This is a genomic window from Pseudomonas koreensis (assembly GCF_036668835.1).
Taxonomy (GTDB): Bacteria; Pseudomonadota; Gammaproteobacteria; order Pseudomonadales; family Pseudomonadaceae; genus Aquipseudomonas; species Aquipseudomonas koreensis_I.
Window position 1 is genome coordinate 155,726 of sequence record NZ_JAZEVW010000010.1, and the last position, 24,817, is coordinate 180,542.

The 24,817-nt window shown below is 60.1% G+C and carries 25 protein-coding genes and 1 pseudogene; 14 read left to right on the top strand and 12 right to left on the bottom strand.

Annotation, left to right across the window (positions count from 1 at the left end; genetic code table 11):
* Positions 1-19: 19 nt before the first annotated feature.
* Positions 20-508 carry a GFA family protein gene (locus tag V6F91_RS23935; protein ID WP_332768797.1) on the top strand — a complete coding sequence of 163 codons (489 nt, stop codon included), beginning with the start codon at positions 20-22 and terminating at the stop codon, positions 506-508.
* A 77-nt stretch (positions 509-585) separates the two neighbouring features.
* Here the strand turns inward: V6F91_RS23935 and V6F91_RS23940 are convergent, their stop codons facing one another.
* A complete protein-coding gene (locus V6F91_RS23940; protein WP_332768799.1) occupies positions 586-1,203 on the bottom strand; it encodes a tRNA-(ms[2]io[6]A)-hydroxylase in 618 nt (205 codons plus the stop codon).
* A gap of 159 nt (positions 1,204-1,362) precedes the next feature.
* Between V6F91_RS23940 and V6F91_RS23945 the strand changes: the two genes are divergently transcribed.
* Positions 1,363-2,226, top strand: a complete 864-nt coding sequence (locus V6F91_RS23945; protein ID WP_332768800.1) for a universal stress protein — start codon at positions 1,363-1,365, stop codon at positions 2,224-2,226.
* Positions 2,227-2,391: 165 nt separating this feature from the next.
* Here the strand turns inward: V6F91_RS23945 and V6F91_RS23950 are convergent, their stop codons facing one another.
* Positions 2,392-2,862, bottom strand: a complete 471-nt coding sequence (locus V6F91_RS23950; RefSeq protein ID WP_332768801.1) for a DUF1289 domain-containing protein — start codon at positions 2,860-2,862, stop codon at positions 2,392-2,394.
* Positions 2,863-3,330: 468 nt separating this feature from the next.
* Here V6F91_RS23950 and acnB point away from each other — a divergent pair, with 468 nt between their 5' ends.
* Complete coding sequence (gene acnB / locus V6F91_RS23955) at positions 3,331-5,940, top strand: bifunctional aconitate hydratase 2/2-methylisocitrate dehydratase (RefSeq protein ID WP_332768934.1); 2,610 nt, start codon at positions 3,331-3,333, stop codon at positions 5,938-5,940.
* Positions 5,941-6,038: 98 nt separating this feature from the next.
* On the opposite strand, the gene V6F91_RS23960 is transcribed toward acnB, so the two are convergent.
* The 3 genes from V6F91_RS23960 to V6F91_RS23970 all read right to left on the bottom strand — a co-directional run bounded on the left by V6F91_RS23960 (position 6,039) and on the right by V6F91_RS23970 (position 7,995).
* On the bottom strand, positions 6,039-7,319 hold the full coding sequence (locus V6F91_RS23960; protein ID WP_332768802.1) for an HAAAP family serine/threonine permease: 1,281 nt from the start codon (positions 7,317-7,319) through the stop codon (positions 6,039-6,041).
* 243 nt (positions 7,320-7,562) lie between these two features.
* Positions 7,563-7,745 carry a hypothetical protein gene (locus V6F91_RS23965; RefSeq protein WP_332768803.1) on the bottom strand — a complete coding sequence of 61 codons (183 nt, stop codon included), beginning with the start codon at positions 7,743-7,745 and terminating at the stop codon, positions 7,563-7,565.
* 55 nt (positions 7,746-7,800) lie between these two features.
* Entirely contained in the window at positions 7,801-7,995 is a 195-nt protein-coding gene (locus V6F91_RS23970) for a hypothetical protein (protein ID WP_208937853.1), read from the bottom strand.
* A 252-nt stretch (positions 7,996-8,247) separates the two neighbouring features.
* On the opposite strand from V6F91_RS23970, the gene V6F91_RS23975 reads away from it, so the two are divergent.
* The 6 genes from V6F91_RS23975 to V6F91_RS24000 all read left to right on the top strand — a co-directional run bounded on the left by V6F91_RS23975 (position 8,248) and on the right by V6F91_RS24000 (position 13,102).
* The gene (locus V6F91_RS23975) at positions 8,248-8,631 is read left to right on the top strand and encodes a tautomerase family protein (RefSeq protein ID WP_332768804.1); all 384 of its coding nucleotides are present in this window, start codon (positions 8,248-8,250) and stop codon (positions 8,629-8,631) included.
* Positions 8,632-8,973: 342 nt separating this feature from the next.
* A complete protein-coding gene (locus V6F91_RS23980; protein ID WP_332768805.1) occupies positions 8,974-9,462 on the top strand; it encodes a DUF4822 domain-containing protein in 489 nt (162 codons plus the stop codon).
* A gap of 15 nt (positions 9,463-9,477) precedes the next feature.
* Entirely contained in the window at positions 9,478-9,906 is a 429-nt protein-coding gene (locus tag V6F91_RS23985) for a hypothetical protein (RefSeq protein WP_332768806.1), read from the top strand.
* Between the two features lie 171 nt (positions 9,907-10,077).
* Complete coding sequence (locus V6F91_RS23990) at positions 10,078-11,046, top strand: 2-hydroxyacid dehydrogenase (protein ID WP_332768807.1); 969 nt, start codon at positions 10,078-10,080, stop codon at positions 11,044-11,046.
* A gap of 198 nt (positions 11,047-11,244) precedes the next feature.
* Positions 11,245-12,312 (top strand): phosphotransferase family protein, encoded by a 1,068-nt coding sequence (locus V6F91_RS23995; RefSeq protein ID WP_332768808.1) that lies wholly within the window; start codon positions 11,245-11,247, stop codon positions 12,310-12,312.
* Positions 12,313-12,334: 22 nt separating this feature from the next.
* Positions 12,335-13,102, top strand: coding sequence for an SDR family oxidoreductase (locus tag V6F91_RS24000; RefSeq protein WP_208937857.1), 768 nt, complete (start codon positions 12,335-12,337; stop codon positions 13,100-13,102).
* Positions 13,103-13,169: 67 nt separating this feature from the next.
* Here V6F91_RS24000 and V6F91_RS24005 read toward each other — a convergent pair whose 3' ends face one another.
* The 6 genes from V6F91_RS24005 to V6F91_RS24030 form a co-directional block, all read right to left on the bottom strand.
* Positions 13,170-13,382 carry a hypothetical protein gene (locus V6F91_RS24005; RefSeq protein ID WP_203421617.1) on the bottom strand — a complete coding sequence of 71 codons (213 nt, stop codon included), beginning with the start codon at positions 13,380-13,382 and terminating at the stop codon, positions 13,170-13,172.
* Between the two features lie 233 nt (positions 13,383-13,615).
* Positions 13,616-13,870 (bottom strand): DUF1652 domain-containing protein, encoded by a 255-nt coding sequence (locus tag V6F91_RS24010; protein WP_332768810.1) that lies wholly within the window; start codon positions 13,868-13,870, stop codon positions 13,616-13,618.
* 139 nt (positions 13,871-14,009) lie between these two features.
* Positions 14,010-15,506, bottom strand: coding sequence for a helix-turn-helix transcriptional regulator (locus V6F91_RS24015; protein WP_332768811.1), 1,497 nt, complete (start codon positions 15,504-15,506; stop codon positions 14,010-14,012).
* A 191-nt stretch (positions 15,507-15,697) separates the two neighbouring features.
* Positions 15,698-16,585 carry a LysR substrate-binding domain-containing protein gene (locus tag V6F91_RS24020; protein WP_332768812.1) on the bottom strand — a complete coding sequence of 296 codons (888 nt, stop codon included), beginning with the start codon at positions 16,583-16,585 and terminating at the stop codon, positions 15,698-15,700.
* A 6-nt stretch (positions 16,586-16,591) separates the two neighbouring features.
* Positions 16,592-18,805: a xanthine dehydrogenase family protein molybdopterin-binding subunit gene (locus V6F91_RS24025; protein ID WP_332768813.1), complete on the bottom strand. Its 2,214-nt coding sequence runs from the start codon at positions 18,803-18,805 to the stop codon at positions 16,592-16,594.
* Positions 18,805-19,269: a (2Fe-2S)-binding protein gene (locus tag V6F91_RS24030; RefSeq protein ID WP_332768814.1), complete on the bottom strand. Its 465-nt coding sequence runs from the start codon at positions 19,267-19,269 to the stop codon at positions 18,805-18,807. The genes V6F91_RS24025 and V6F91_RS24030 overlap by 1 nt, the downstream gene beginning before the upstream one ends.
* A 118-nt stretch (positions 19,270-19,387) precedes the next feature.
* Between V6F91_RS24030 and V6F91_RS24035 the strand changes: the two genes are divergently transcribed.
* The 3 genes from V6F91_RS24035 to V6F91_RS24045 all read left to right on the top strand — a co-directional run bounded on the left by V6F91_RS24035 (position 19,388) and on the right by V6F91_RS24045 (position 22,524).
* The gene (locus tag V6F91_RS24035) at positions 19,388-20,293 is read left to right on the top strand and encodes a LysR substrate-binding domain-containing protein (protein WP_332768815.1); all 906 of its coding nucleotides are present in this window, start codon (positions 19,388-19,390) and stop codon (positions 20,291-20,293) included.
* A 391-nt stretch (positions 20,294-20,684) separates the two neighbouring features.
* Complete coding sequence (locus V6F91_RS24040; RefSeq protein ID WP_332768817.1) at positions 20,685-21,614, top strand: amidohydrolase family protein; 930 nt, start codon at positions 20,685-20,687, stop codon at positions 21,612-21,614.
* A 4-nt stretch (positions 21,615-21,618) separates the two neighbouring features.
* Positions 21,619-22,524: an amidohydrolase family protein gene (locus V6F91_RS24045; RefSeq protein ID WP_103303313.1), complete on the top strand. Its 906-nt coding sequence runs from the start codon at positions 21,619-21,621 to the stop codon at positions 22,522-22,524.
* A gap of 10 nt (positions 22,525-22,534) precedes the next feature.
* On the opposite strand, the pseudogene V6F91_RS24050 reads toward V6F91_RS24045, so the two are convergent.
* Positions 22,535-22,645 (bottom strand): annotated as a pseudogene (locus tag V6F91_RS24050) (metal ABC transporter ATP-binding protein); the annotation flags it as partial.
* Positions 22,646-22,768: 123 nt separating this feature from the next.
* On the opposite strand from V6F91_RS24050, the gene V6F91_RS24055 reads away from it, so the two are divergent.
* Both V6F91_RS24055 and V6F91_RS24060 read left to right on the top strand, forming a co-directional pair.
* Entirely contained in the window at positions 22,769-24,154 is a 1,386-nt protein-coding gene (locus V6F91_RS24055) for a UbiD family decarboxylase (RefSeq protein ID WP_332768821.1), read from the top strand.
* Entirely contained in the window at positions 24,151-24,780 is a 630-nt protein-coding gene (locus V6F91_RS24060) for a UbiX family flavin prenyltransferase (protein WP_332768823.1), read from the top strand. Before V6F91_RS24055 ends, V6F91_RS24060 begins: the two co-directional genes overlap by 4 nt.
* Positions 24,781-24,817: the final 37 nt, after the last annotated feature.

Here is a 24,817-nt window from a genome sequence, read left to right on the forward strand (position 1 = left end):
TCATCATCAGGAGAAGGCCATGCACCTCGAAGGCTCCTGCCATTGCGGCGAGGTTACGTTCAGCCTCGACAGCGCCCACCCCTACCCTTATCAACGCTGCTATTGCACGATCTGTCGCAAGACCCAGGGCGGCGGCGGTTATGCGATCAACCTTGGCGGCGACGCGACCAGCCTCAAGGTGCGCGGACGCAAACACATCAGCATCTACCACGCGAAAATGAAAAAACCCGGCGATCAGCGCGCCCATCGCAGCAGCGCCGAACGGCACTTCTGCTCACTGTGCGGCAGCGGCTTGTGGCTGTTCAGCCCGGAATGGCCAAAACTGATCCATCCATTTGCCTCGGCGATCGATACAGCGCTGCCGGTGCCGCCGGAGCACACGCATTTGATGCTCGGGTCGAAAGCGTCGTGGGTTGAAATCGAGGCAAAAGCCAAGGATCGGCAATTTGACGAATACCCCGAAGAATCGATTGCCCAGTGGCATGAACGTCTCGGTGTGACCCGCTGAACCGTGCCCCTTGCAGGAGCGAGCCTGCTCGCGAAGGGGCCTGCAACTTCACCACAATCAATCCGGATCCGCCCAGGTCATCCGAAGCAATGCGCGGCGGGCACACCGCTGTGGAAGCGGAATTCTTCGTCCGGCGACTCGATCAATTCCTGCTCGGCGGCGCGGACTTTTTCAATCACCTGCGCGACGTCTTTCGCGTCGCCGTATTGATAGGCCAGTTTCAGATAACCCTGAAAATGCCGCGCCTCGCTTTTCAGCAGACCGAAGTAGAACTTGCCCAGTTCTTCGTCCAGATGCGGCACCAGCGCCTCGAAACGTTCGCAACTGCGCGCTTCGATAAACGCGCCGACCACCAGCGTATCGACCAGTTTTACCGGCTCATGGCTGCGCACGACTTTACGCAGACCCGAGGCGTAACGGCCGGCGTGCAGCTGACGCAGCTCGATCTTGCGACGCTTCATGATGCGCACCACTTGCTCGTGGTGCACCAGCTCTTCCCGGGCCAGACGCGACATCATGTTGATCAGGTCGACGTGGGAATGATACTTGGCAATCAGGCTCAGAGCGGTGCTGGCGGCCTTGAACTCGCAGTTCTTGTGGTCGATCAGCAGGGTTTCCTGATCGGCCAGGGCGGCCTGAACCCAGGCGTCGGGGGTGCGGCAGCCGAGGAATTCGTGGATTTCGGGAAGGATCATGGGGCTCACGGCAAAAGGTCTACGAGCGAAGGGCGCCGATTATACCGGCCTGCCCGCAGACCACCAGCGGCTGGCGTTGATATGCATCAAGTCGCAGACGATCGCGCAGCAACTATAGTTGTGCAACGCCGTGCCTTTTCATTGCTGGAGACTCCGCTCATGCAAGCCATTCGCAGCATTCTGGTGGTCATTGAACCCGAACACGCGGAAAGTCTGGCGCTCAAACGCGCCAAGCTGATCGCCGGCGTGACCCAGGCGCATCTACATCTGCTGGTGTGCGACAAGAAACATGACCACGCCGGCCTGCTCAGCGTGCTCAAGGCGGCGCTGCTGGCCGAAGGTTACAGCGTGACCACCGAACAGGCATGGAACGACAGCCTGCATGAAACCATCATCGACGTGCAGCAGGCCGAGGGTTGCGGGCTGGTGATCAAACAGCACTTCCCCGACAGTCCTTTGAAAAAAGCCCTGCTGACCCCGGCGGACTGGAAATTGCTGCGCCACTGCCCTACTCCGGTGTTGCTGGTGAAGACTACGGGCTCGTGGAAAGACCGAGTGATTCTGGCGGCAATCGACGTCGGCAATGCCGATGGCGAACATCGGCATCTGCACACCACGATCATTGATCACGGCTACGACATCGCCAGCCTGGCCAAGGCGCACTTGCATGTAATCACAGCGCATCCGTCGCCGATGCTTTCCGCGGCAGACCCAACTTTTCAGCTCAAATCGACGATAGAAGCCAAATATCGCGAACAGTGCCGGGCGTTTCAGGCTGAGTTCGATGTCGATGACGAGCATTTGCACATCGAAGAAGGCCCGGCGGACGTCTTGATCCCGTTCATGGCGCACAAGCTGCAGGCGGCGGTAACGGTGATTGGCACCGTGGCGCGCAGCGGCCTGTCAGGCGCATTGATCGGCAATACCGCCGAAGCGGTGCTCGATGCGCTGGAAAGCGACGTGCTGGTGCTCAAACCATTGGAGGTTGAGGATCATCTGATGGAGTTGGCGGTGAAACATTGAATCGTTGTTTGAAATGCGATTGCTGTAGGAGTGAGCCTGCTCGCGATGGCGTACCGTCAGTCGCTACCTTCTTTGAATAGATGACCGCTATCGCGAGCAGACTCACTCCTACAAGGGAAATGTATTCCACTGTGGGAGCGGGGTTGCTCGCGAAGCTTTTGCTCTTCAGGCGCCAAAGGCGTCCTTGAGGAAGCCGGGGGCAATGTAGCGCTGATAATGCGCTTCCGACAGCAGGAAGAATTCCCGATCAATGGCATCGCGCAGTTCCGGCAGGTTCCAGTCGCGAAACTCCGGCAGCAAGACCATCCCGTACGCTTCCAGATTAACGATCACCCGCGCCCCGCGGGCAATCAACTGATAGGCCCAGCAATATTCCGACTGATGCGGCACGAAGCGGATCTTGCGCTGTTCCAGCTGTTCACGCAGGCGCGCCGGGTCGAAGATCTCGACCTTGCTCGCCATCACTTGTGACAGCAATTGCTCCAGGCGCAGCCACACCGCGCGCTTGTGCTCCTCGTCGTAACCATTCCAGTGGATCACTTCGTGGTGGAAACGCTTGCAGCCACGGCAGACCAAGTCACCGTAAACAGTGGAGCAGAGGCCGACGCAGGGAGTCTTGATGGTCTGATTGGGCATAAGGTAGACAAGGCACTGAAACGCGGAACAGACCGGCATGTTAGCCCTTTGTCGGCCATTGATCACCCCTCGCACATCAGGGGCAAAGCCGCGCCGGGACTTCGCTGCCACCGCGCCGATTGCCACGAAAGTCCAATAGAGCGCGACTTACCTTTAAATTTTTTTTGCCGTAGAATCAGCCAGCCTTTTAAGGCGCCAATGTCCGTTAGAAGCTGTTTTCAAAGCGTCACGAGCACAGTCGTTCCTTCAGAGCGGTGTTGGCGAAGGGTTTTTCCAGCGGGGAAAAGCCCAACGCCAACCCTCATCAGCTCCCCGTTCTGCAGGCGTAAAACTTTGAAAGCAGCTTCTGTAAGGAATGCCCGGTAATTCTGGCTAAGCGGCCCACAACGCCACGCAGCGCATGAGTACGAGCATTTCGCGACGAGCGTCCCGGACACCCATTTGGGACCACTGATGAGGGTAATAACTGTGCTTGAAGCCTACCGCAAACATATCGAAGAGCGTGCAGCCCTGGGTATCGTTCCCCAGCCGCTTAACGCCGAACAAACAGCAGGCCTGGTCGAGCTGCTGAAAAACCCTCCGGCTGGCGAAGAAGCTTTCCTCGTTGACCTGATCACCAACCGCGTACCGCCTGGAGTGGATGAAGCCGCCTACGTCAAGGCCGGCTTCCTGTCTGCCCTGGCCAAGGGCGAAGTCAACTCCCCTCTGCTGGACAAGAAACGCGCTGTAGAACTGCTCGGCACCATGCAGGGCGGCTACAACATCGTCACCCTGGTTGAATTGCTGGACGACGCCGAACTGGCGCCAGTCGCCGCCGAAGAACTCAAGCACACCCTGCTGATGTTCGACGCCTTCCACGATGTAGCTGAAAAAGCCAAGAACGGCAACGTTCACGCCAAGGCCGTGCTGCAATCCTGGGCTGACGGCGAGTGGTTCAAGAAGCGCCCGGTACTGGCCGACAAGATCAGCCTGCGCGTATTCAAGGTCACCGGCGAAACCAACACCGACGATCTCTCCCCGGCGCCAGACGCCTGGTCGCGTCCTGACATCCCGCTGCACGCCCTGGCCATGCTGAAAATGGCCCGTGACGGCATCGTTCCGGACGAGCAAGGCAAGACCGGCCCGATGAAGCAGATCGAAGAGATGCGCGGCCAGGGCTTCCCGATCGCCTACGTCGGTGACGTGGTCGGTACCGGTTCTTCGCGTAAATCGGCCACCAACTCGGTGCTGTGGTTCTTCGGCGACGACATCCCGTACGTGCCGAACAAGCGTGCTGGCGGTTTCTGCTTCGGCAGCAAGATCGCTCCGATCTTCTACAACACCATGGAAGATGCCGGCGCACTGCCGATCGAGTTCGACGTGTCGAACATGAACATGGGCGACGTGATCGACCTGTACCCGCACGCTGGCAAAGTCTGCAAGCACGGTACCGACGAAGTCATCACCACCTTCGAAATGAAAACCCCGGTGCTGCTGGACGAAGTCCGTGCCGGCGGTCGTATCCCGCTGATCATCGGCCGCGGCCTGACCGAGAAGGCTCGCGCCGAACTGGGTCTGCCAGCGTTCGATCTGTTCAAGAAGCCTGAAGCTCCGGCTGAAAGCACCAAGGGTTTCACCCTGGCGCAGAAAATGGTCGGCAAGGCCTGCGGTCTGGCAGAAGGCCAAGGTGTGCGTCCTGGCACCTACTGCGAACCGAAGATGACCACCGTGGGTTCTCAGGACACCACAGGTCCAATGACCCGTGACGAACTGAAAGACCTGGCGTGCCTTGGCTTCTCCGCTGATCTGGTGATGCAGTCGTTCTGCCACACCGCGGCTTATCCAAAGCCGATCGACGTGACCACCCACCACACCCTGCCTGACTTCATCATGACCCGCGGCGGCGTTTCCCTGCGTCCGGGCGACGGCATCATCCACTCGTGGCTGAACCGCATGCTGCTGCCGGACACCGTCGGTACCGGTGGCGACTCGCACACCCGTTTCCCGATGGGCATTTCGTTCCCGGCCGGTTCTGGTCTGGTGGCGTTTGCTGCAGCCACTGGCGTCATGCCGCTGGACATGCCGGAATCGATCCTGGTGCGTTTCAAAGGCAAAATGAAACCTGGCATCACCCTGCGTGACCTGGTTCATGCCATTCCTTACTTCGCCATCCAGAACGGTCTGCTGACCGTCGAGAAGAAAGGCAAGAAAAACGCCTTCTCCGGTCGCATCCTGGAAATCGAAGGTCTGGAAGGTCTGACCCTCGAGCAGGCGTTCGAACTGTCCGACGCCTCGGCCGAACGTTCGGCTGCCGGCTGCACCATCAAGCTGTCGAAAGAGTCGATCACCGAGTACCTGCAGTCCAACATCACCCTGCTGCGCTGGATGATCGGCGAAGGCTACGGCGATGCGCGCACCCTGGAACGTCGCGCTCAAGCGATGGAAGCCTGGATTGCCAACCCAGAGCTGATGGAAGCCGATGCCGACGCCGAATACGCCGAAGTCATCGAAATCGATCTGGCCGAAATCAACGAGCCTGTGCTCTGCGCGCCAAACGATCCGGACGACGCCCGTCTGCTGTCCAGCGTTGCTGGCGAGAAGATCGACGAAGTGTTCATCGGTTCGTGCATGACCAACATCGGTCACTTCCGCGCTGCCGGTAAACTGCTGGATCAGGTCAAGGGTCAGCTGCCAACCCGTCTGTGGCTGTCGCCGCCGACCAAGATGGACGCTCACCAACTGACCGAAGAAGGCTACTACGGCATCTACGGCAAGGCCGGCGCACGCATGGAAATGCCAGGCTGCTCGCTGTGCATGGGTAACCAGGCGCGCGTTGAGCCGAACAGCACCGTGGTCTCGACTTCCACGCGTAACTTCCCGAACCGTCTGGGCGACGGCGCGAACGTCTACCTGGCCTCGGCCGAGCTGGCGTCCGTTGCTTCGATCCTGGGTCGCCTGCCGACTGTCGAAGAGTACATGGAATACGCTGGCAAGATCGACAGCATGGCGGCTGATGTCTACCGCTACCTGTCCTTCGACCAGATCGCCGAGTTCCGTGAAGCTGCTGCGAACGCCAAGATTCCAGTCGTTCAAGCCTAACGCTGCAAGGCAATAAAAAACGCCGCCCATCGTGAGATGAGCGGCGTTTTTTTGTGCCTGATGCTGATCGTTCCCACGCTCCGCGTGGGAACGATCACTCACACGGCCAGCTTGTAAACCAGCGCCGAAATCGCCACCAGACCTACCGCCGTTACAAACACATTCGACGCCTGACCACGATAACGCGCCATGGCCGGCACTTTGCGAATCGCATACATCGGCATGAGGAACAGAATCGCCGCGATCACCGGGCCGCCAATTGTCTCGATCATCCCCAGAATGCTCGGGTTCAGCGTCGCCACGATCCAGCAGACCACCAGCATGAGCGCCGCGACGATGCGGTCCAGTGCCTTGGCCCCCGGACGCTTGCCGCTCTTGACGATCAAGCCTTTCAGACCTTCGCTCGCACCGATGTAGTGGCCGAGGAACGACTTGGAGATTGCCACAAACGCAATCAACGGCGCCGCGAAGGCAATGGTCGGGTTGCTGAAGTGGTTGGCCAGGTACGACAGGATCGACAGGTTCTGCGCCTTGGCTTCAGCCAGTTGCTCCGGCGACAGCGTCAGCACGCAACTGAACACGAAGAACATCACCATCAGCACCATCAACGCGTGGGCGCGCGACAGGATCTGCGAACTGCGCTCCTCTGCGTGCTTGCCGTAGCGGCGTTTCTGGTCGACCGCAAATGCCGAGATGATCGGCGAATGGTTGAATGAGAACACCATCACCGTAATCGCCAGCCACAGGGTACGCAACAGCTCAGACGGTGCTGGTACATGCGAAGCGGTGGCGAGAATGCCGCCGTTCCAGTGCGGGATCAGATACACCGCAAGAAACAGCAGCGCAACGATAAACGGATAGACCATCAGGCTCATCGCTTTGACGATCGCTTGCTCGCCGCAGCGCACCACCGCCAGCAAACCGATGATCAGCACGAACGACAGCAGTGCCCGTGGCGGCGGCGTGATGTGCAGTTGGTGTTCGAGGAAACTGGCGACGGTGTTGGTCAGGCCAACGCTGTAGATCAGCAAGATGGGAAAGATGGCGAAGAAGTACAGCAACGTGATCAGTGCGCCGGCCTTGATGCCGAAATGCTGCTCGACCACTTCGGTGATGTCGGCGCCTTCACGCCCGGACAACACGAAACGCGTCAGGCCACGGTGCGCATAAAACGTCATCGGGAACGCCAGCAGCGCGAGGATCACCAGCGGCCAGAAGCCCCCCAGACCCGCGTTGATCGGCAGAAACAGGGTGCCGGCGCCAATGGCCGTCCCGAACAATCCCAACATCCAGGTGGTGTCCTGGCGATTCCAGCTCGAAAGTTCAGCGGGTGCTGCTGCATCAAAGCGCTCTTCGACGCTATTGGCCTGATCATTCATCCGGTCGGATCTCCGCATTCCGGTCACTTGCCACTCGGTCAGGACGCGTCGGAAAAAACCGACAGACATGCTCCGGCCGAAACAGGGGCGCGATTCTCCGTGATAAATCAACAGAAGCAAAGACTTAGCTGAGGAATGGTTGTGCGGTGCAGATCACGCCGGCGTCGTTTTCAGTGCGACACGTGTCGCTAATCGATATGAGTGATGTCGTTTACGAAACACTGCTGCGATTGTCACCACGTTTCAAACGAATCGAACCAGTACCATTGCGAAGCCCATCCCGATCGCCGCAATCAACATTCCCAGACCAAAAAGCAAAATCGTTTCGCGCATTTCAGCCTTGTGGAAAGGTCTCATGGCTTCTCTGAAATCAAACTCCTCTTGGTACAGTTTTTCGATCCTGGCTCTTCGTTCTTCCGAGTTCATACTGGCCTCTTTATTCGGGTCGGTTGATCGCTACGTGGTTTTTTTCAACAGTCATTCACGGCTTGAGGAAAAAGCCGAACATAGTGGTGAGCGCGGCCAAAACGGCAGCGCCGGCCACAAGGGGGTAAAAAAACGTCTCCCTTTTCAACTTCGCCTCCTCCGCCAGCAGTTTGCGTCTCTCCGCCCCAAGTTTTTGTGCTTCCGTTTGTAGCTTTTCAATTTCCGCGTTTTCGCGATCATTAACAAACATGTGCCGTCCCTGGCTTTTTGCGGTGTGCGCCGCGAGCGCTATGGCGTTGATCGGCGTCGCGCCTTATGCCATTCATCATTTCGGTTTCGCCCTGCGCTGACTAGCAGACGGATCTGCCTGCTGCGTAGGCAAAATCCGGGCATTATGTAATCCAGCTCATACTGAAAATTCCTGACATTCCAGACCAAACACCCTGCCAATGTCGCGCGTTTGGACTAGCGTGACAGGTGCCCATCATTCCCGGAGCCTCTCATGCCACTGGTCCGCGTCGACATTCAGCAAAACCCCAATCCCGAGTTCGCAAAGCGTATCGGCGAACAGATCTATGCCGCCCTGCGCAGCTGCATCGATGTGCCGGAACATGACAATTTCCAGATTCTCACCGAGCACGATGCGCAGCACTTGGTTTACGACCCGCAATATCTCGGGATTCAACGCAGCAACGGTGTGGTGTTCATTCAGATCACCATCAGCGAGGGTCGGTCAGTGGAGAAAAAGCAGCTGTTGTTCAAAACCATCGCCGATAACCTGCACGCTGAATTGGCGGTGCGTCTGGAAGACGTGTTCATCAATCTGATCGAGGTGAAGAAAGAGAACTGGTCGTTTGGCAATGGTATTGCGCAATACGTTACTTGAGGCAGCGCTCCGGGCGCTTGGTCAATGGTCTTGATGACACATCCAGTAAAGCCATCAGCAAAACTGACGCAGCGTTTATTCAGCCCACACTTAAAATGCGCAAGGGCTGACAGTAATCGCCCACATAAACACTTATATCTTATCGACAAGTCAGAATATTCCTACAACTCAGGCAACTCATAACAATCACAACAAAATATTACCCAGAAACAAATACAAGCTATTTGTTACAAGCAACTACCGAACCATTGAATTACTTTTCAAACCACAGCAACATCCTTCACGCCCTGCATCAGAAATCCAACAGCAAGCAATCCTTGAATTCGATAAAGAGGACGCAGCATGCACAAGCCCACGATTATTGGTCTGTTATTGGCGGCACTCTCCTTACCCCACCTCAGCGCCGCTCAAGCTACCGACATACGCCAACTGGCCTCCTCGCCGCGATGGCTGACCACCAAGGTCTATATTGACGGCGCCCCTGAAACCGACGTCAAAGCGAAGTATCCCGGCGTCGTGGGTATATCGACTTGGGATCCTGAAAGCAATCGATACGAATTCTTTTACCCGGATACTGGTGAGTCAAAGTACAACAACGGTGGCGGTGGTTATTTCTTTGTCACCGGTGATCAGAAACAGCACATTCTTGTTCCCGACATGGGTTCGACCAGAACAATTGTCAGGCGCCTGGAAACACTGAATGACCAGGAATTCACTTATTCCCGGGAAGTACCTCGCGACATGATCGAAACCAACCCGCTTGTACGTATACATGTCGTTCACGCACCCTATACGGGAACCGTACAAACCAAGTCCGCCATTACACAATAAAACAAGGAATTGAATATGCAAAAGACACTCAAAACCCTGCTGATGTCGACGTTACTGGCCTCCTCGGTGTATTGCGCAGGCGTCAACGCGCAAGCCGCCAGCCAACCGGCAAAAAATGCCGCCGCCACAGCCGACAATGCCATGATGCTGACGGTTTTTCTGAAGCATGATCAAACCCGACCGCTGAGCGAACTCAAGGCCCAGCTCGCGCAACAGGGTTTCTACAAGACTTTCCCTCCGGCCGGCGTCGAAGTGGTGAGCTGGAACATCATGATGGGCATCGGCCAAGTGGTCACCGTGCGCTTCCCCGCGTCCCGGCTGGCAGAAGTGAACCTCGCGCTGGAAAACACCGCCTGGGGCAGTTATCGCACCGAGTTTTACCCAACCTACGATTTCAAGCCGATCGCGCTGGCCGAACAAGCCAAAGCCCAGACAGCCCAATGAGATTCGCAGCACAGCGGTTCACCGCTGTGCTGCTGCGCCTTGCTTCTTGCCCGAAGCCGTCCAGAATCAATGCACGACTGCGCGAATGATCATGATTGCCAAAACGCGGCGGATTCAGCACGCTGAAACGATTTTCGCGACCCACCCGCCATTGATCTCAGGAGCCGTGCAATGCCCGCAACCGTTCTGGTACTGGTTGAAACCATCAATGACTATCTGCCGATTCTCGAACATCAGGGCTTTCACCTGATCCTCGCGCCCACGCCTGCCGAACGTGCGCAAGCCATCGTCAGCCTCGGCAGCCGCATCGACGCAGTGCTGACCCGTGGTCCGCTGGGCCTCACCGCCGAGGAAATCGCCGCCCTGCCCGCGCTGAAGATCATCACTGTGATCGGCGCCGGTTACGAGCAAGTGGATTTGCAGGCAGCCAGTGATCGTGGAATTACCGTGACCAACGGCGCCGGGGTCAACGCCTCCTCGGTGGCCGACCACGCGATGGCGATGCTGTTGGCGCTGGTGCGCGATATACCCCGTTGTGACGCCGCCGTACGCCGGAGTGAATGGCCGAAAATCATGCGCCCTTCGCTGGCCGGCAAACGTCTGGGCATTCTCGGGCTCGGCGCGGTGGGCATGGCCATCGCCAAACGGGCCAATCTGGGTTTCGACATGCCGATCAGTTACCACAACCGTCAGGTACGCAGTGATGTGCCTTACGCGTTCTGCTCAACCCCGAGCGAGCTGGCGCGGGCTGCGGATTTTCTGATCGTCGCTACGCCCGGTGGCATCGGCACACAGCATCTGGTGACCCGCCCGGTGCTGGATGCGCTGGGCCCGAACGGTTTCATCGTCAATATAGCCCGCGCCAGTGTCATCGATACGGCGGAACTGGTTGCGGCTCTAGAACAACGCCGGATTGCGGGTGCCGCGCTCGATGTGTTCGACCATGAGCCGCAAGTGCCCGACGCCTTGAAAACCCTTAGCAATGTATTGCTCACCCCGCACATAGCCGGCCTGTCACCGGAAGCCATGCAAGGCACGGTGGAGCTCGTGGGGAAAAACCTCGTGGCGTTTTTCTCCGGACAACCCGTGTTAACCCCCGTTGCCTTGCCGCCCCGCCTTAACGACCAGCGCGCTTGCTGAAGATCGCCAACCCGCGTTCTGCATCGCAAAGAGCCCACGCCTGCAGCCCCCTTCCGCGCGGAAGGGAGGGCTCATTCCCAAAGGTGATTATCCGGCAACACGCTAACCTATAACACCGACCCGCGCTTGTCGGTGCACGAGCGTGCCATTAGATTAGCCAATGATGTCTGGCCTCCAAAATAAGCAAAAGGGATAAGCATGGCGCTTACTGACCAGTCCACCCGTATCCGCTCCGGCGAAGAACTCGATGCCAGCCTGATCGATCCGTACCTCAAAGCGCACATTCCGGGCCTGACCGGCACACCTGCGATCAGCCAGTTTCCCGGGGGTGCATCGAACCTGACTTACCTGCTCGAGTACCCGGAACAGGAGTTCGTCCTGCGCCGTCCGCCCTTCGGCCACAAGGCCAGGTCCGCCCATGACATGGGTCGCGAATGCCGCATCCTCAATCAATTGCGCGACGGCTTCCCGTATTGCCCCAAAGCCTATGTGCACTGCACTGACGAATCGGTGATGGGCGCCGAGTTTTACGTGATGGAACGGGTCAAGGGCATCATCCTGCGCTCGGATCTGCCGCCGGAACTGGGCCTCGATTCGGCGAAAACCGAAGCGCTGTGCAAAAGTTTTATCGACCGTTTCGTTGAACTGCACCGCGTCGACTACAACGCCTGTGGCCTGGGTGATCTGGGCAAACCCGAAGGCTATGTCGCCCGCCAGATCAAAGGCTGGAGCGAGCGCTACGAGAAAGCCCTGACCCCGGATGCGCCGCACTGGGAGCAGGTCAAGGCCTGGCTCAACGACAAGATGCCTGCCGACCACCCGACGTCGAGCATCGTCCACAACGATTACCGCTTTGATAACGTCATCCTTGACCCGCAGAACCCGATGCAGATCATCGGCGTGCTCGACTGGGAGCTGACCACCCTCGGCGATCCGCTGATGGACCTGGGCAACACCCTCGCCTACTGGATTCAGGCTGACGACCCGGCGCCGGTGCAACTGATGCGCCGCCAGCCGAGCCACGCGCCGGGCATGCTCACCCGCCGTGAGTTCGTCGATTACTACGCCGAGCGTTCGGGCATCAAAATCGACAATTTCGACTTCTACTACACCTACGGCCTGTTCCGCCTCGCCGGTATCGTGCAGCAGATCTACTACCGTTTCTACCATGGCCAGACCCAGGACAAACGTTTCGCGCAGTTCATTCACATGAACAAACTGCTCGAACAGATGAGCCTGCAGGTCATCGCGAAATCGAGCCTCTGACGGCCCACACCAAGGAACCCTTATGTCCAAGACTCAGTTGTTCGACCTCGACGGCAAGATCGCTTTCGTCTCCGGCGCCAGCCGTGGTATCGGTGAAGCCATCGCCAAACTGCTGGCCCAGCAAGGCGCCCATGTAATCGTCTCGAGCCGCAAGCTCGACGGCTGCCAGCATGTCGCCGACGCGATCATCGCCGCCGGCGGCAAAGCCACGGCCGTGGCATGCCACATCGGTGAAATGGAACAGATTGCCCAGGTGTTCGCCGGGATCAAGGAACAGTTCGGCCGCCTCGACATCCTGGTCAACAACGCTGCGACCAACCCGCAGTTCTGTAATGTGCTGGACACCGACCTGGGGGCGTTTCAAAAGACTGTCGACGTGAACATCCGTGGCTATTTCTTCATGTCGGTCGAAGCCGGCAAGCTGATGCGCGAGAACGGCGGCGGCAGCATCATCAACGTCGCCTCGATCAACGGCATCTCCCCGGGAATCTTTCAGGGCATCTATTCGGTGACGAAAGCTGCTGTGATCAACATGACGAAAGTCTTCGCCAAGGAATGCGCGCAATTCGGCATCCGCTGCAACGCCCTGCTGCCGGGCCTGACCGACACCAGGTTCGCCTCGGCACTGGTGAAAAACGATGCGATCCTCAAACAGGCACTGACGCAGATCCCGCTCAAGCGTGTCGCTGATCCAAGTGAAATGGCTGGCGCCGTGCTGTATCTGGCCAGCGATGCGTCGAGCTACACCACCGGTGTGGCGCTGAACGTGGACGGCGGTTTCCTGTCCTGATTGTTCAGGCAACTGCAAACCCTGCGGAAGCGAGCGCGCTCGTTCCCGCAGGGTTTGTGCGCCGCTGCTACTGAGTGATGCAACGAGTGGTGGTGATGTGCCGGGTTACCTGCCCGTCCACGTACATGTCACCGGCAACCTCGGTGTTCTCCATGACCTGACAGGTGCGCTCGGGCGGTGGTGGCGGCGCCACTGGCGCCGGGGGTGGTGGACTGGCGCAACCGGCCAGTAGCACAAACAGAAAAGCCAACGGCAACACGCGATTCCCAGAATTGTTCATAGGACGACCCGCGGTGAATGAGAGAAGAATTCCCGCGACCCCAATGGGTCACGAAAAACCTGACGACTCATTATTTATAGCCGAGACCCTTGCAAGTGCCAGTGAACAGGCTGTTTGAACGGGTCAGGGCTGTCGATTTTGCGTTGGAATTTACGTAAGTGGACGGTTGGAAAAGGGGTTGCCGAGTAGATCGCCTTCGCGAGCAGGCTCGCTCCCACAGCAGCGCATCGGGATCAGAAGCCAGATTCAGCCGATGAGCGCAACGAGTTGCTTTCCAGCTCATAGCGCAATTCATCGACCAGCGCCTGCACCGACTCCGGTGTGCGCAATTCATCGAGCTTCAGACCGCTAATCACCAGGTCCACCGCTCCCGAATCCTTGTGATAAAGCTTCACCGTCAGCGAATGATCGCCATCCACCGAACACTCACACGCCAGCGGCGGAAAACTGCGCTCAAGCTGCGCACGCAACTGTGCAAGATTCATCATTTGGGTTGTTCCTTTGGCTGCATCGAGGGGGACGCGGTCCCGTGCCAAAAAAGGCTCGTACCGCACCCCACAAGCCTAAGAACAGAGCTCGCCGGCCAATACACGAATTTGCACCCGAATCACTAGTGCATTTGCACCCCTAGCGTTGCCCCTTGGCGCCCCACTCGCCGGAAAACAACCCGCGTTCTCGGGCCCAGACGATCGCCTCGCTGCGGCTATGCACGTCGAGCTTGGAGTAGACCGTGGCAACATGATTGCGCACGGTATTGGGCGCCAGCTTCAGTCGTGCGGCGATTTCCTTGTCCGCCAGACCCTCGCAGATCAGCCCCAGTACATCGCGTTCGCGCGCGGTCAAGTCGGTGAACGACGCGCTCGGCAACTGCGGCGAATTGATCTTTTTCACGTTGGCCAGTTTTTCAATCAGCGTGCGGCTGAACCACGATGCATCCTTCATCACCTCTTCAATCGCGGCGACCAACTCCAGCTCGGAACGCTTGCGCTCGGTCATGTCCATCAGTACCAGCAGGTAGCACGACGTGTCGTGGATCTTCACCGTGTCCGCCGACACCGCGCACTCGAGCAATTCGTCGTCGCGCTTGCGCACGCGCACGTCCACCCGGTCTACTCGAGCATTGTTTGCCAGCGCCGCCAGCAACCGCGTGCGTTCGCCTTCATCATCGATGAACTTCAGTTGGGTGACGGTTTTCCCCAAGATGTCATCAGCCTCATAGGCCAGCGTTTCGAGGAACGCCTGGTTGACGTCGATGACCTCCTGCCGGTCGGCGCTGCAGATCAGAATCGGCACCGGAGTCAGGCGGAACGCCTTGGCGAAACGTTCTTCGCTCTGACGCAGGGCGAGTTCGACCTTGCGCCGCGGTTCCATGTCGACGAAGGAAAACAGCATGCAATTCTCATCGTTGAGCAACAGCGGTTGCCCGGCGACGATCACTTGCTTGCTGCCACCATCGGGCAGACGCAGTTCCGCCTGCATCTGCGGGATGGTTGCAACGTCGCGCAGGCGCTGGATGGCCAGATCGCGTTTTTCGGCCTGCTCAAAAATATCGATTTCATACGCGGACGTGCCGATCACCTGCTCGCGACTGTAGCCGGTCATTTCGAGGAAACCCGGATTGACCTTGATATAGCGCAAGTCGCTGAGGCGGCAGATCACCGCCGGCGCCGGGTTGGCATTGAAGGTTTTTTCGAAACGCTGCTCGGCATTGGCCCAGTCGGTGACGTCGCTCATGATCAGCACCAGCGACTCGGGCTGCCCCAAACGGTCGGTCAGCACCATGCTGCGTACGCTGTGCACCCAGATGCGTTCCGGGTCATCGGCGGGCGAGACTTCGATCAGCACATCATTGAACATTTCGCAGCGCGCGACGCGGCTGATCGGATAGTTCTCCGGCGGCAACGTGTGATTGTTGCGATAGCGCAGGCTGAACCGCTTAACGTATTCCTCGGCATTGGTGCCCAGCTCGCCGATCCGGCTGACGCCATGCATGGCCAGCGCCGCTTCGTTGGCCCACAGAATGCTTTGATCGAGCTCCAGCAGAATCACCCCGTCGGACAGCCCGGCGATGATCTGCTGCAACTGGCGACGGTTGGTTTCGGTGGTCAGGACTTCCTGGCTCATTGGATCTCCACACAGTGAGGCGGCTCGGTGAAGACTACGACCGCAGCGGCTCGGGTTCGTGCGACAGCTTGAAAATCGCCGAAAACACCTGTGGGAGCGAGCTTGCTCGCGAAGGCGGTGGGTCAGTATGCATCGCCTCGCCTGACCCGGCGCTTTCGCGAGCAAGCTCGCTCCCACAGGTATTCGTTCAGTCAGTGATCGGTTTTTTTCAATTCACGCAACGTGTCGAGAAACAACTGTAGCACCGGCGACGCATCATCCGCGCGGTAAGTCGCATACAGCGGCACTTCCGGCAACGCCGGGGTCAGGCGGCGAAACACCAGCCCTGCCGGCGCCAGTTGCTCGATGGACGCTGGCAACAGTGCCACGCCGAAGCCGGCGCGCACCAGGCTGAGCAGGGTTTGCACCTCGATGACTTGCTGGCGAATCTGCGGGGTGAAGCCGGCCTGGAGGCAGCACTGATAGAGAAAATTGGCGAACCGCGACTGCTTCAGTTCCAGCGCCACGAACGGTTCCTGCGCCAGATCTGCTGGCGCCAGCGTCGCGCGCCGGGCCAGCGGATGGTCCGCCGGCATGACCACGTTGATCGGCTCGTAGATCAGCAATTCATTGCGTAACTGCGGATCGTCATAGCCGACACGAAACACGCAGGCGTCGATGCGTTTCTCCTTCAAAGCCTTGACCTGCGCCGCCGGGGTCATTTCATGCAGGCGCCAGCTCACCTGTGGGTAGCGTTCGCGAAACAGATGCAAGGCCTTGGGCAAGACGCCGACCATCACCGAGCTGATCATGCCGATTTCCAGCTCGCCCAATTGCCCGCGCCCGGTCTGTCGGGTCAGGTCCAGCGCGCGCTCAAGCTGCTCGAACACCAGCGGCGCCTGCTCCTTGAGCGTCTGCCCTGCCGCCGTCAGTTCGACGCGATGATGGCTGCGCTCGAACAACGGCGTGCCGAGTTCTTCCTCCAGCAAACGAATCTGCTGGCTCAACGGCGGCTGGCAAATGTGCAGCCGTTCGGCGGCACGCCCGAAATGCAGCTCATCGGCCAAGGCCATGAAATATCGCAGCAGGCGCAGGTCCATGGCGGCTTATCCGAGGTTCAGCGGCGTCGAGCGCTGGCGCACGCCGGTCAAGGCAAACAGCGCATTGGCGATGGCCGGCACCACCGATGGACTGCCGAGTTCACCGACCCCACCGGGTTTGCCCGGCTCGCCATCCAGCACGACGATGTCGGTGGCCGGCATGTCCGCCATGCGCGGCACACGATAATCGTGAAAGTTACTCTGCACCACCCGGCCCAGCTTGATGTCGAGGCGGTCGAATAACGCGTGGCCGAGCCCCCACATGAGCCCGCCGTAGATCTGCTCCTCGACTCCGCCCGGCGATACCGCCAGACCGCAATCGACCACGCAGGTGAGCCGCTCGACCTTTGCCTTGCCATCGACCGTCGCGACTCGCGCGACCACGGCGATAAAACTGCTATAGCCCTGATTCGTCGCAATGCCCAGCGCGGTTCCCGCCGGCAATGGCTTGCCCCAGCCGGCGCGTTCGGCAGCCTGCTTGAGCACCGCCACATGCCGTGGCCGCTCGTGCATATTGGCCAGCCGAAACGCCAACGGATCTTGTCCGACGGCATGCGCCAGCTCATCCATGAAACTCTCCACCGCGAAGACATTGGGGATGAAACTCACCGAGCGATACCAGCCGCTGGGCACCTGGCTTTCGTGCCTGACCCAGTTCAGATCGAGGTGCGGCGGACGGTAGGCGAAATCCCATGCGGTGATCGCCTCGGTAGTGCTGTAGTCCATGTGGTCCGGGCGCTGGAAATAACCCGGCTCCCATTGTTCTGGCGAGGCTGGCGACACTGCATGCAGTTGCAACGCGCTGAGTTTACCGTGCGCATCGAGCGCGCCTTTGATCCGGTGCAATGTTGCCGGGTGGTTGAACAGCGCATGCATTTCATCTTCGCGGCTGTTGAGCAGCTTCACCGGCACGCCGGTTTTCTGCGCCAGAAACGCGACCTCGAACAACCAGTATTTCGCCTCCCGCGCGCCGAAGCTGCCGCCCGACACCCTTTCATGAATAGTCACGTTGGCCTTGTCGATGGCGCACACGCTCTGCGCGGCCTCCAGCGCCATCGAGGGCACCTGCACGCCGCCCCAGTAAGTGATCGCGTTGTTCTTCACCTGTGCAGTGATGCAGATCGGCTCCAGCGGGTTTTGCACTTTGTAGGGCATGGTGTAATCGGCTTCGAGCAACTGCGCCGCACCGGGCCATTGCCCGCTGACATCGCCGTGGGCCATGGCTTTGACCGTTTGTGTGTTCGGCTCGCCAATCGCCCTGGCCTGGGCGCTGAACAACCGGTCGCTGTCGAACCCGGCCAGCGGCGAATCGCTCCACTGGATCGCCAGCACCTTGCGCCCTTCCTGCGCCGCCCAGAAGGTATCGGCCAGCACGGCGACGCCTTCCACGTTGCCGCCGAGGACATCGGGACGCCCCGGAATCGCCAGCACCTGACGCACGCCGGGGACTTGCAAAGCCGCCGCCGGATCAACACCAAGCACTTTCGCCCCGATCACCGGCGCGCGCTGAATCACCGCCACCAGCATGTCCGGCAAGTGCACGTCGATGCTGTACTGGAATCGTCCGCAAACCTTGGCCGCTGCATCACGCTTGTGGCGCAGTTTGCCAATGTATTTGAATTGCGCCGGGTCTTTCAGGGTGACGTGGGCCGGCGCTGGCAGATTCGCCGCCACGCTGGCCAGTTCGCCGTAACCGAGGCTGCGTTTGCTCGCCGCATGCAGCACCCGACCGTCCTCGGTCGCGCAACTGTCGGGGCGGACTTTCCACTGCTGCGCCGCCGCCGTGACCAGCAGCGCGCGCGCAGTGGCGCCGGCCATGCGCAAGCGCTCGTATTCCAGCGACACGCTGGTGCTGCCGCCGGTAGAGAAGACTTTCCAGACCGGATGGATATAGGTCTCGAAAAAAGGATCTTCCGGGGTGATGACCTGCACCGTCATCGGGTTGACATCCAGCTCTTCAGCCACGCATGCGGCCAGTGCGGTTTGCGTACCGGTGCCGGAATCGTGTTTGTGCACCACCAGTTTCACCGTGCCGTCGGGCAAGACCCGCACCCAGGCATTGGGTTCGAATTCGCGGGCGGGCGTGGGGGCTTTCGGGTCGGTGGCCGCTATGCCGACCGGCAGGTACAAGGCAATTGCCAGGCCCGAAGCGACGGTTGCCGCTTGCTTGAGAAACACCCGGCGTGGCAGTTCGATACGGCTGTCGTCGATGCGGCTCATCAGGCCTCCCTCGGCGCGTTCGCCGCGCGTTTGATTGCCTTGTTGATGCGTCCGTACGTTCCGCAGCGGCAGATGTTGCCCGACATGGCATTGCGAATCGAATCGTCGGTCACCGCGGCGCCGGTGTTGAGCAGCGCCGCCGCCGACATGATCTGCCCGGATTGACAGTAGCCGCATTGCGGCACATCTTCGGCGACCCAGGCCAGTTGCAGCGGATGATTCTGCGTCGGCGACAAGCCTTCGATGGTGGTGATGCTGTGGCCCGCGACGGCGGCCAGCGGCAATTGGCAGGAACGCACCGCAACGCCGTCCAGGTGCACCGTGCAGGCACCGCACAGGCCCATGCCGCAGCCGTATTTGGTGCCGGTGAGTTTCAGTTGGTCACGCAGTACCCATAACAAGGGCATGGAGGGGGACGCCTCATCCAGCTCGCGTCGTTCGCCGTTAACCGTGAATGCAATCATTGTCAGGCTCCAGGAGAGCGGCCCGTCTTTGTGCGGGCCTGGTGACCGATTATTGGAAGCCGCGACGGTCCCCGGCCAGCGACGTTTTCTGCCAACCGGTGTAAGCAGGACTAACAACATGTACAAGCGATACCCGTCGGTGCAGTCCATGAGCGCGTTTATTCATGCGGCGCGCAGCGGCAGTTTCTCCAGCGCCGCGCGCAAGCTCGACCTGACCCACAGCGCCATCAGCCAACAGATCCGCGCCCTCGAGGATTTCATCGGCCAGCCGCTGTTCGTGCGCGAGGGCGGCGGCAGCAATCTGACTGATGCGGGGCAGTTGCTTGCCAGCGTGTTGTCGGACGGTCTGGCACAGATCGACCGGGCCTTGTCCTCGGTGAAAAACCGCAGCGTGGCGCAACGTTTGACTCTGGATGTGGACAGCGAACTGGCGCAGAGCTGGCTCAATCCACGCCTGCCGCAGTTGCTCGACGGGCTGCCGGATTACGAGGTAACGCTGCTGTCGATGCCGCGCAGTGATCGCAGCACGTTCGAGCGGGTCGATCTGGCCTTGCGCTACGGCTATGGCGACTGGGATGACTGCGAGATGACGCAGATTTGTGGTGATCGCGTGCTGGCGGTGGCTTCGCCGGCGTTGCTGGAGCAGCACGGGTTGCAGGTGCCGTTGAGTCCGGCGCAGGTTCTGCAATTGCCGCTGCTGGGCTATACGCGGCGCTCGTGGATACCCTGGCTGGATGCCGTCGGCATGACCCCGACCGAGCCGCCGGCGCGGGTGATTTTCGATAATGCCGCCAACCTGATTGCTGCGGCCGAGGCTGGCGTTGGCGCAGGACTGGTGCGCGGTCTATTGGCCGCCGATGCGTTGCGCAGCGGGCGGCTGGTGGCGTTGAACGAGGCGCAGATTGCCGCGCATTACAACCTTTACGCCGTGTGGCCCCATGGCCAGGCCGAGCGCGTGGCGCCGGTGGTTGAAGTGATCAGGCAGTTGGCCCTGTGTACGCTGGATATCCAGCCCTCACCCTAGCCCTCTCCCAGAGGGAGAGGGAACTGAATCGGGGATGCCGCAGAGATATGCCACCCGTCACTATTTCATTGAATCCATAATCGGCTCGATCTTTCAGGTCGATGTACAACGCAAGACACCTCGGTCGGCTCCCTCTCCCCCCCGGGAGAGGGCTGGGGTGAGGGTAGCTTTTGATCTGCCCATATCGAACAAGTATCACCACCGCGCCCAATTAATATTGTACGAACCCCTCCCCCCTTTCCAATACTCGCCCCCAGCAGCCACCCACCCGGGCCGGATGCGAACAGGCGAGGGAATGCGCGTGACTTGCGCATAGCAACGGCCGATTGCCCGGGACGTGGATGCCGAGAGCCGCAAGGCTCCCTTCCCCGCTATCAGGAGATCGACTTCAATGATCATCGATATCAGCTGCTATCCCACCGATCTGGTGGACCTCGCCTGGAGGCATGACGGTGACCCGTTCACCGGCGAGCGTCTGCTGCAGATGATGGATGGCCCGTACATGGTCAACGGCAAACCTCGCCGCATCGACAAAGCCTTCATTCAGCCGCCGCAGGGCAACACCATTTACACCTGGACCGATGGCGACCTTTCGGGCCGCGAATCCATCGACGCCTACATGGCTTACACCTTGAAAATGGTCCAGACCTACCCGGACCGTTTCATCGGCTGCTTCGTCTATAACCCGCGCTGCGGGGTGCAGAACGGCGTCGAGGCGATCGAGCGCTACGTCAAGGAACACGGTTTCAAGATGGTCCAGATGCAGGCCAACATGCACGCCTACCGGCCTGACCGGGCGCTCGACTGGGTACGCCCGTGCTTCGAGAAGTGTGCCGAACTGGGCATTCCGGTCAAGCTGCACACCGGCGATGGGCCTTACAGCATCCCGTCGGAATGGGTGCCGATGATCAAGGAATTCCCCAACGTCGATTTCATCATGGCCCACTTTGGCGTGCAGACCGGTGGCGTCTACGTGTTCGAGCCGATGCAATGGGCGATGGAGTTGCCCAACGTCTACTGCGAATCCGGCTGGTGCCTGCAATCGCGCATCGTCGAGTTCGCCAAGGTCTTGCCGACCCACAAGATCCTCTTCGGCACCGACACCCCGCCGAATGAACCGGGCATGTGGCTGCGTCTGCTCGAAGTGCTGTGCCACGAGCCGCCGCAGGGTCTGAATCTCGATGAGGACACCCTCGAAGATTACCTGGGCAACAACACCGCGCGGATGATCGGCCTCGAACCGACCCCGCCACCGCGTTCCGTTTCCGAAGCAGAGGCGCAACTCAAGCGCCCCGTCACCACCCAATTGGCCAGGAGCTGAAGCGATGATCATCGACACCCATCTGCACCCCACCAACCTGGTCGACGAGGCCTGGCGCCACACCGGCGAACCGTTCACCGGCGAGCGCATGCTCAAGCTGATGGACGGCCCGTACATGATCAACGGCAAACCCCGCCGCATCGACATGGGTTTCATCCAGCCGCCACCGGGCAACACCGGTTACCGCGATGGCAACCGCCGGGGCCGCGAGGGCGTGCGCGACTACATGTCGTATATCGCCGAACTCTGCGTGAAATATCCGGACCGCTTTATCGGCAACTTCAACTTCAACCCGCGCTGGGGACCGGAAAACGGCGCGGCGGAGCTGGAATTCCACATCAAGGAATACGGTTTCAAGATGCTCAAGCTGCACGCCAACATGCACGGCTATCGCCCGGACCGCGCACTCGACTGGCTGCGCCCGGCAATGAAGGTCTGCGCCAAGTACAACATCGTTGTGCTGATCCACACCGGTGACGGTCCGTACACCATTCCGACGATGTTCTACCCGATTATCCGCGAGTTCCCGATGGTCAATTTCATCATCGGCCACTTCGGTATCCAGACCGGCGGCAACTACTCGTTCGAAGCGTTCTGGATGGCCATGGACACGCCGAACGTCTATTGCGAATCAGGCTGGTGTTTCCAGTCGCGGATCGTCGAGTTCGCCAAGGAACTGCCGCGCAACAAGATCGTGTTCGGCACCGACTCGCCGCCGAACGAACCGGGCATGTGGCTGCGCGAACTGGAAGTGCTGTGCTCGCCGGCACCGCAAGGCTTGGGCATTGACGAGGATCATCTTGAAGACTATCTGGGCAACAACATCGCCCGGTTGTGCGGGATCGAACCGACGCCACCGCCCAAGGATCTGGTCGAGGCCGATATTCGCCTGACCACCACGTACCTATAGGCACACACAAAACCTGTGGGAGCGAGCTTGCTCGCGAATGCGGTGTGTCATTCAACAACGATGGTGACTGAACCAATGCCTTCGCGAGCAAGCTCGCTCCCACAGGGTTCGTTGCCAGGATTTAAAAGCACAGCGACTTTACAGGCACGAAGATGACCCGGCGTTTCGCTCGTCCGGCAGGCCAACGGCTGGCCGTGCGAACGCCCTCTCACCCCTGCGTGCCTGCTTTTTACGAGGTGACACCATGACCCGTTCGACGCTCGGCGACTCTCAGGACTTTCACGTGTTCCTTGACGCCTATCGCCGTGAGTACCCGGACGATGTGCTGACCGTCAGCCAACCGATTTCCGCCGATCAGGACGTCACCGCCCTGGTCGATGCCCTCGCTGCCGAGGGCCGCGATCCGCTGCTGATCTGCGAAAACGTCGGCAAACTCGGCGTGCCCGTGGCGACCAACCTGTTCGCTTCCCGCACACGCATTGCGCGCTTGTTCGGCGTCACCCCGGCGCAACTGCACGAGACCTTTCAAAGCCGCGCCAACCAGCCCATCGCTCCACGCTACGTGGAGAGCGGGCCGATCTTCGACGAAGTCTTCGAAGGTGAAGCCGTGGACCTGGCCCTGCTGCCGATGCTCAAGCATTTCGACAGTGATCGCGGCCCGTACATCACTAACGCAATCATCATCGCCGAGGACCCGATCACCGGCAGCGCCAACATGAGTTATCACCGCTCGATGCGCCACGCCCGTCAGGCGCTCGCCACCAGCCTGCATTCACGCGGCCACTTGTGGCGGATGCTGCAGACCGCCCGCGAACGCGGTGAAGAATTGCACGTGGCGATGGTGGTCGGCGCTCATCCATTGTTCATGCTTGCCGCCGCTGCGCGCCTGCCCTATGGCAGCGATGAACGCGCGGTGGCGGGCGGCCTGTTTGGTGCGCCGCTGGAACTGGTGAAAACCCCGCGCTACGGCATCGGCGTGCCGGCGTATGCCGAGTTCGTGCTCGAAGGCGCGATCGACCCGGCGGCCTACGCCGAAGAAGGCCCGTTCGGCGAGTTCAGCGGTTATTCCTCGGATCGCTCGACCAACAACGTGCTGCGCGTCGACACCCTGCTGCGGCGTAAGGACGCCTGGCTGGTCGACGTCATGGGCGGCCGCTACGCCGAACACCTGACCCTGGCGCGCCTGCCGCGTGAAGCGGAGATGAGCGAAAAACTCAGAGCGCGTTTCCCTGCCGTCACCGCCGTGCACTACCCCAATTCCGGCACGCATTTTCACTGCTACGTGGCGCTGGAGCAGAGCCGCGACGGCGAAGCGCGGCAGATCATGCTGGCGCTGCTCGGCTGGGATCCGTACCTGAAAACCGTGATCGCCGTGGACAGCGATATCGACATCAGCGATGACAGTCAGGTGTTGTGGGCGCTGGCCACGCACTTCCAGCCGCACCTGGACCTGTTCACCATCGACGGTTTGCCGGGCAGCCCGCTCGACCCATCCTCGTCGGTGAACGGCACGACATCACGCATGGGCCTGGATGCCACACGCGGTTCGGCTTTCGACGGGATCAAGGCGCAGCTTGATAGCGATGTGCTGGAGCGCGCGCGGCAGTTGATCAAAGGGCTGCAAGCGTGAACCGCCAGCGGCTGGTGGTCGGCATCAGCGGCGCGTCCGGGTTCATTTACGGCGTGCGCCTGCTGGAGTTGCTGGCGGAGCTGAACATCGAAAGCCACCTGATCATCAGCCGCGCCGCGTTGCTGACCATGGCCCACGAAACCGACTACAAACTCGCCGACGTCACCGCGCTGGCCAGCCATTATCACCGCGCCGACGATATCGCCGCAGGCATCGCCAGCGGCTCGTTTCGTTGCCTCGGCATGGTGGTCGCGCCGTGTTCGATGCGCACGCTGGCGGAAATCGCCACCGGCACTTCCTCTGGGCTGATCGCCCGCGCCGCCGACGTCACGCTCAAGGAGCGCCGCACGCTGGTGTTGATGGCCCGCGAAACCCCGCTGACCCTGGCGCACCTGCGCAACATGAGCGCCGTCACCGAAATGGGCGGAATCATCGCCCCGCCGGTGCCGGCCTTTTACGCCCGCCCGCAAAGCCTGGCGCAAATGGTCGACCACAGCCTCGGCCGGGTGCTCGATCTGTTTGGCCTCGATTCCGGCGTCGCCCACAGATGGCGAGAACACAGAGAACCCTGTGGGAGCGAGCTTGCTCGCGAATGCGCTGGATCAGTCGCCGTCATCGCTGAATGACACACCGCTTTCGCGAGCAAGCTCGCTCCCACATTTG

Coding starts and splice junctions, on each gene's coding strand:
- V6F91_RS23970 (WP_208937853.1), bottom strand. CDS start 7,995: ATGTTTGTTAATGATCGCGAAAACGCGGAAATTGAAAAGCTACAAACG.
- V6F91_RS23990 (WP_332768807.1), top strand. CDS start 10,078: ATGCCCGCAACCGTTCTGGTACTGGTTGAAACCATCAATGACTATCTG.
- V6F91_RS23950 (WP_332768801.1), bottom strand. CDS start 2,862: ATGCCCAATCAGACCATCAAGACTCCCTGCGTCGGCCTCTGCTCCACT.
- V6F91_RS24045 (WP_103303313.1), top strand. CDS start 21,619: ATGATCATCGACACCCATCTGCACCCCACCAACCTGGTCGACGAGGCC.
- V6F91_RS24000 (WP_208937857.1), top strand. CDS start 12,335: ATGTCCAAGACTCAGTTGTTCGACCTCGACGGCAAGATCGCTTTCGTC.
- V6F91_RS24005 (WP_203421617.1), bottom strand. CDS start 13,382: ATGAACAATTCTGGGAATCGCGTGTTGCCGTTGGCTTTTCTGTTTGTG.
- V6F91_RS24040 (WP_332768817.1), top strand. CDS start 20,685: ATGATCATCGATATCAGCTGCTATCCCACCGATCTGGTGGACCTCGCC.
- V6F91_RS24020 (WP_332768812.1), bottom strand. CDS start 16,585: ATGGACCTGCGCCTGCTGCGATATTTCATGGCCTTGGCCGATGAGCTG.
- V6F91_RS23940 (WP_332768799.1), bottom strand. CDS start 1,203: ATGATCCTTCCCGAAATCCACGAATTCCTCGGCTGCCGCACCCCCGAC.
- V6F91_RS24035 (WP_332768815.1), top strand. CDS start 19,388: ATGTACAAGCGATACCCGTCGGTGCAGTCCATGAGCGCGTTTATTCAT.
- V6F91_RS23980 (WP_332768805.1), top strand. CDS start 8,974: ATGCACAAGCCCACGATTATTGGTCTGTTATTGGCGGCACTCTCCTTA.
- V6F91_RS23945 (WP_332768800.1), top strand. CDS start 1,363: ATGCAAGCCATTCGCAGCATTCTGGTGGTCATTGAACCCGAACACGCG.
- V6F91_RS23935 (WP_332768797.1), top strand. CDS start 20: ATGCACCTCGAAGGCTCCTGCCATTGCGGCGAGGTTACGTTCAGCCTC.
- V6F91_RS24030 (WP_332768814.1), bottom strand. CDS start 19,269: ATGATTGCATTCACGGTTAACGGCGAACGACGCGAGCTGGATGAGGCG.
- V6F91_RS24025 (WP_332768813.1), bottom strand. CDS start 18,805: ATGAGCCGCATCGACGACAGCCGTATCGAACTGCCACGCCGGGTGTTT.
- V6F91_RS23995 (WP_332768808.1), top strand. CDS start 11,245: ATGGCGCTTACTGACCAGTCCACCCGTATCCGCTCCGGCGAAGAACTC.
- V6F91_RS23960 (WP_332768802.1), bottom strand. CDS start 7,319: ATGAATGATCAGGCCAATAGCGTCGAAGAGCGCTTTGATGCAGCAGCA.
- V6F91_RS23985 (WP_332768806.1), top strand. CDS start 9,478: ATGCAAAAGACACTCAAAACCCTGCTGATGTCGACGTTACTGGCCTCC.
- V6F91_RS23975 (WP_332768804.1), top strand. CDS start 8,248: ATGCCACTGGTCCGCGTCGACATTCAGCAAAACCCCAATCCCGAGTTC.
- V6F91_RS24015 (WP_332768811.1), bottom strand. CDS start 15,506: ATGAGCCAGGAAGTCCTGACCACCGAAACCAACCGTCGCCAGTTGCAG.
- V6F91_RS23965 (WP_332768803.1), bottom strand. CDS start 7,745: ATGAACTCGGAAGAACGAAGAGCCAGGATCGAAAAACTGTACCAAGAG.
- V6F91_RS24010 (WP_332768810.1), bottom strand. CDS start 13,870: ATGATGAATCTTGCACAGTTGCGTGCGCAGCTTGAGCGCAGTTTTCCG.
- V6F91_RS24055 (WP_332768821.1), top strand. CDS start 22,769: ATGACCCGTTCGACGCTCGGCGACTCTCAGGACTTTCACGTGTTCCTT.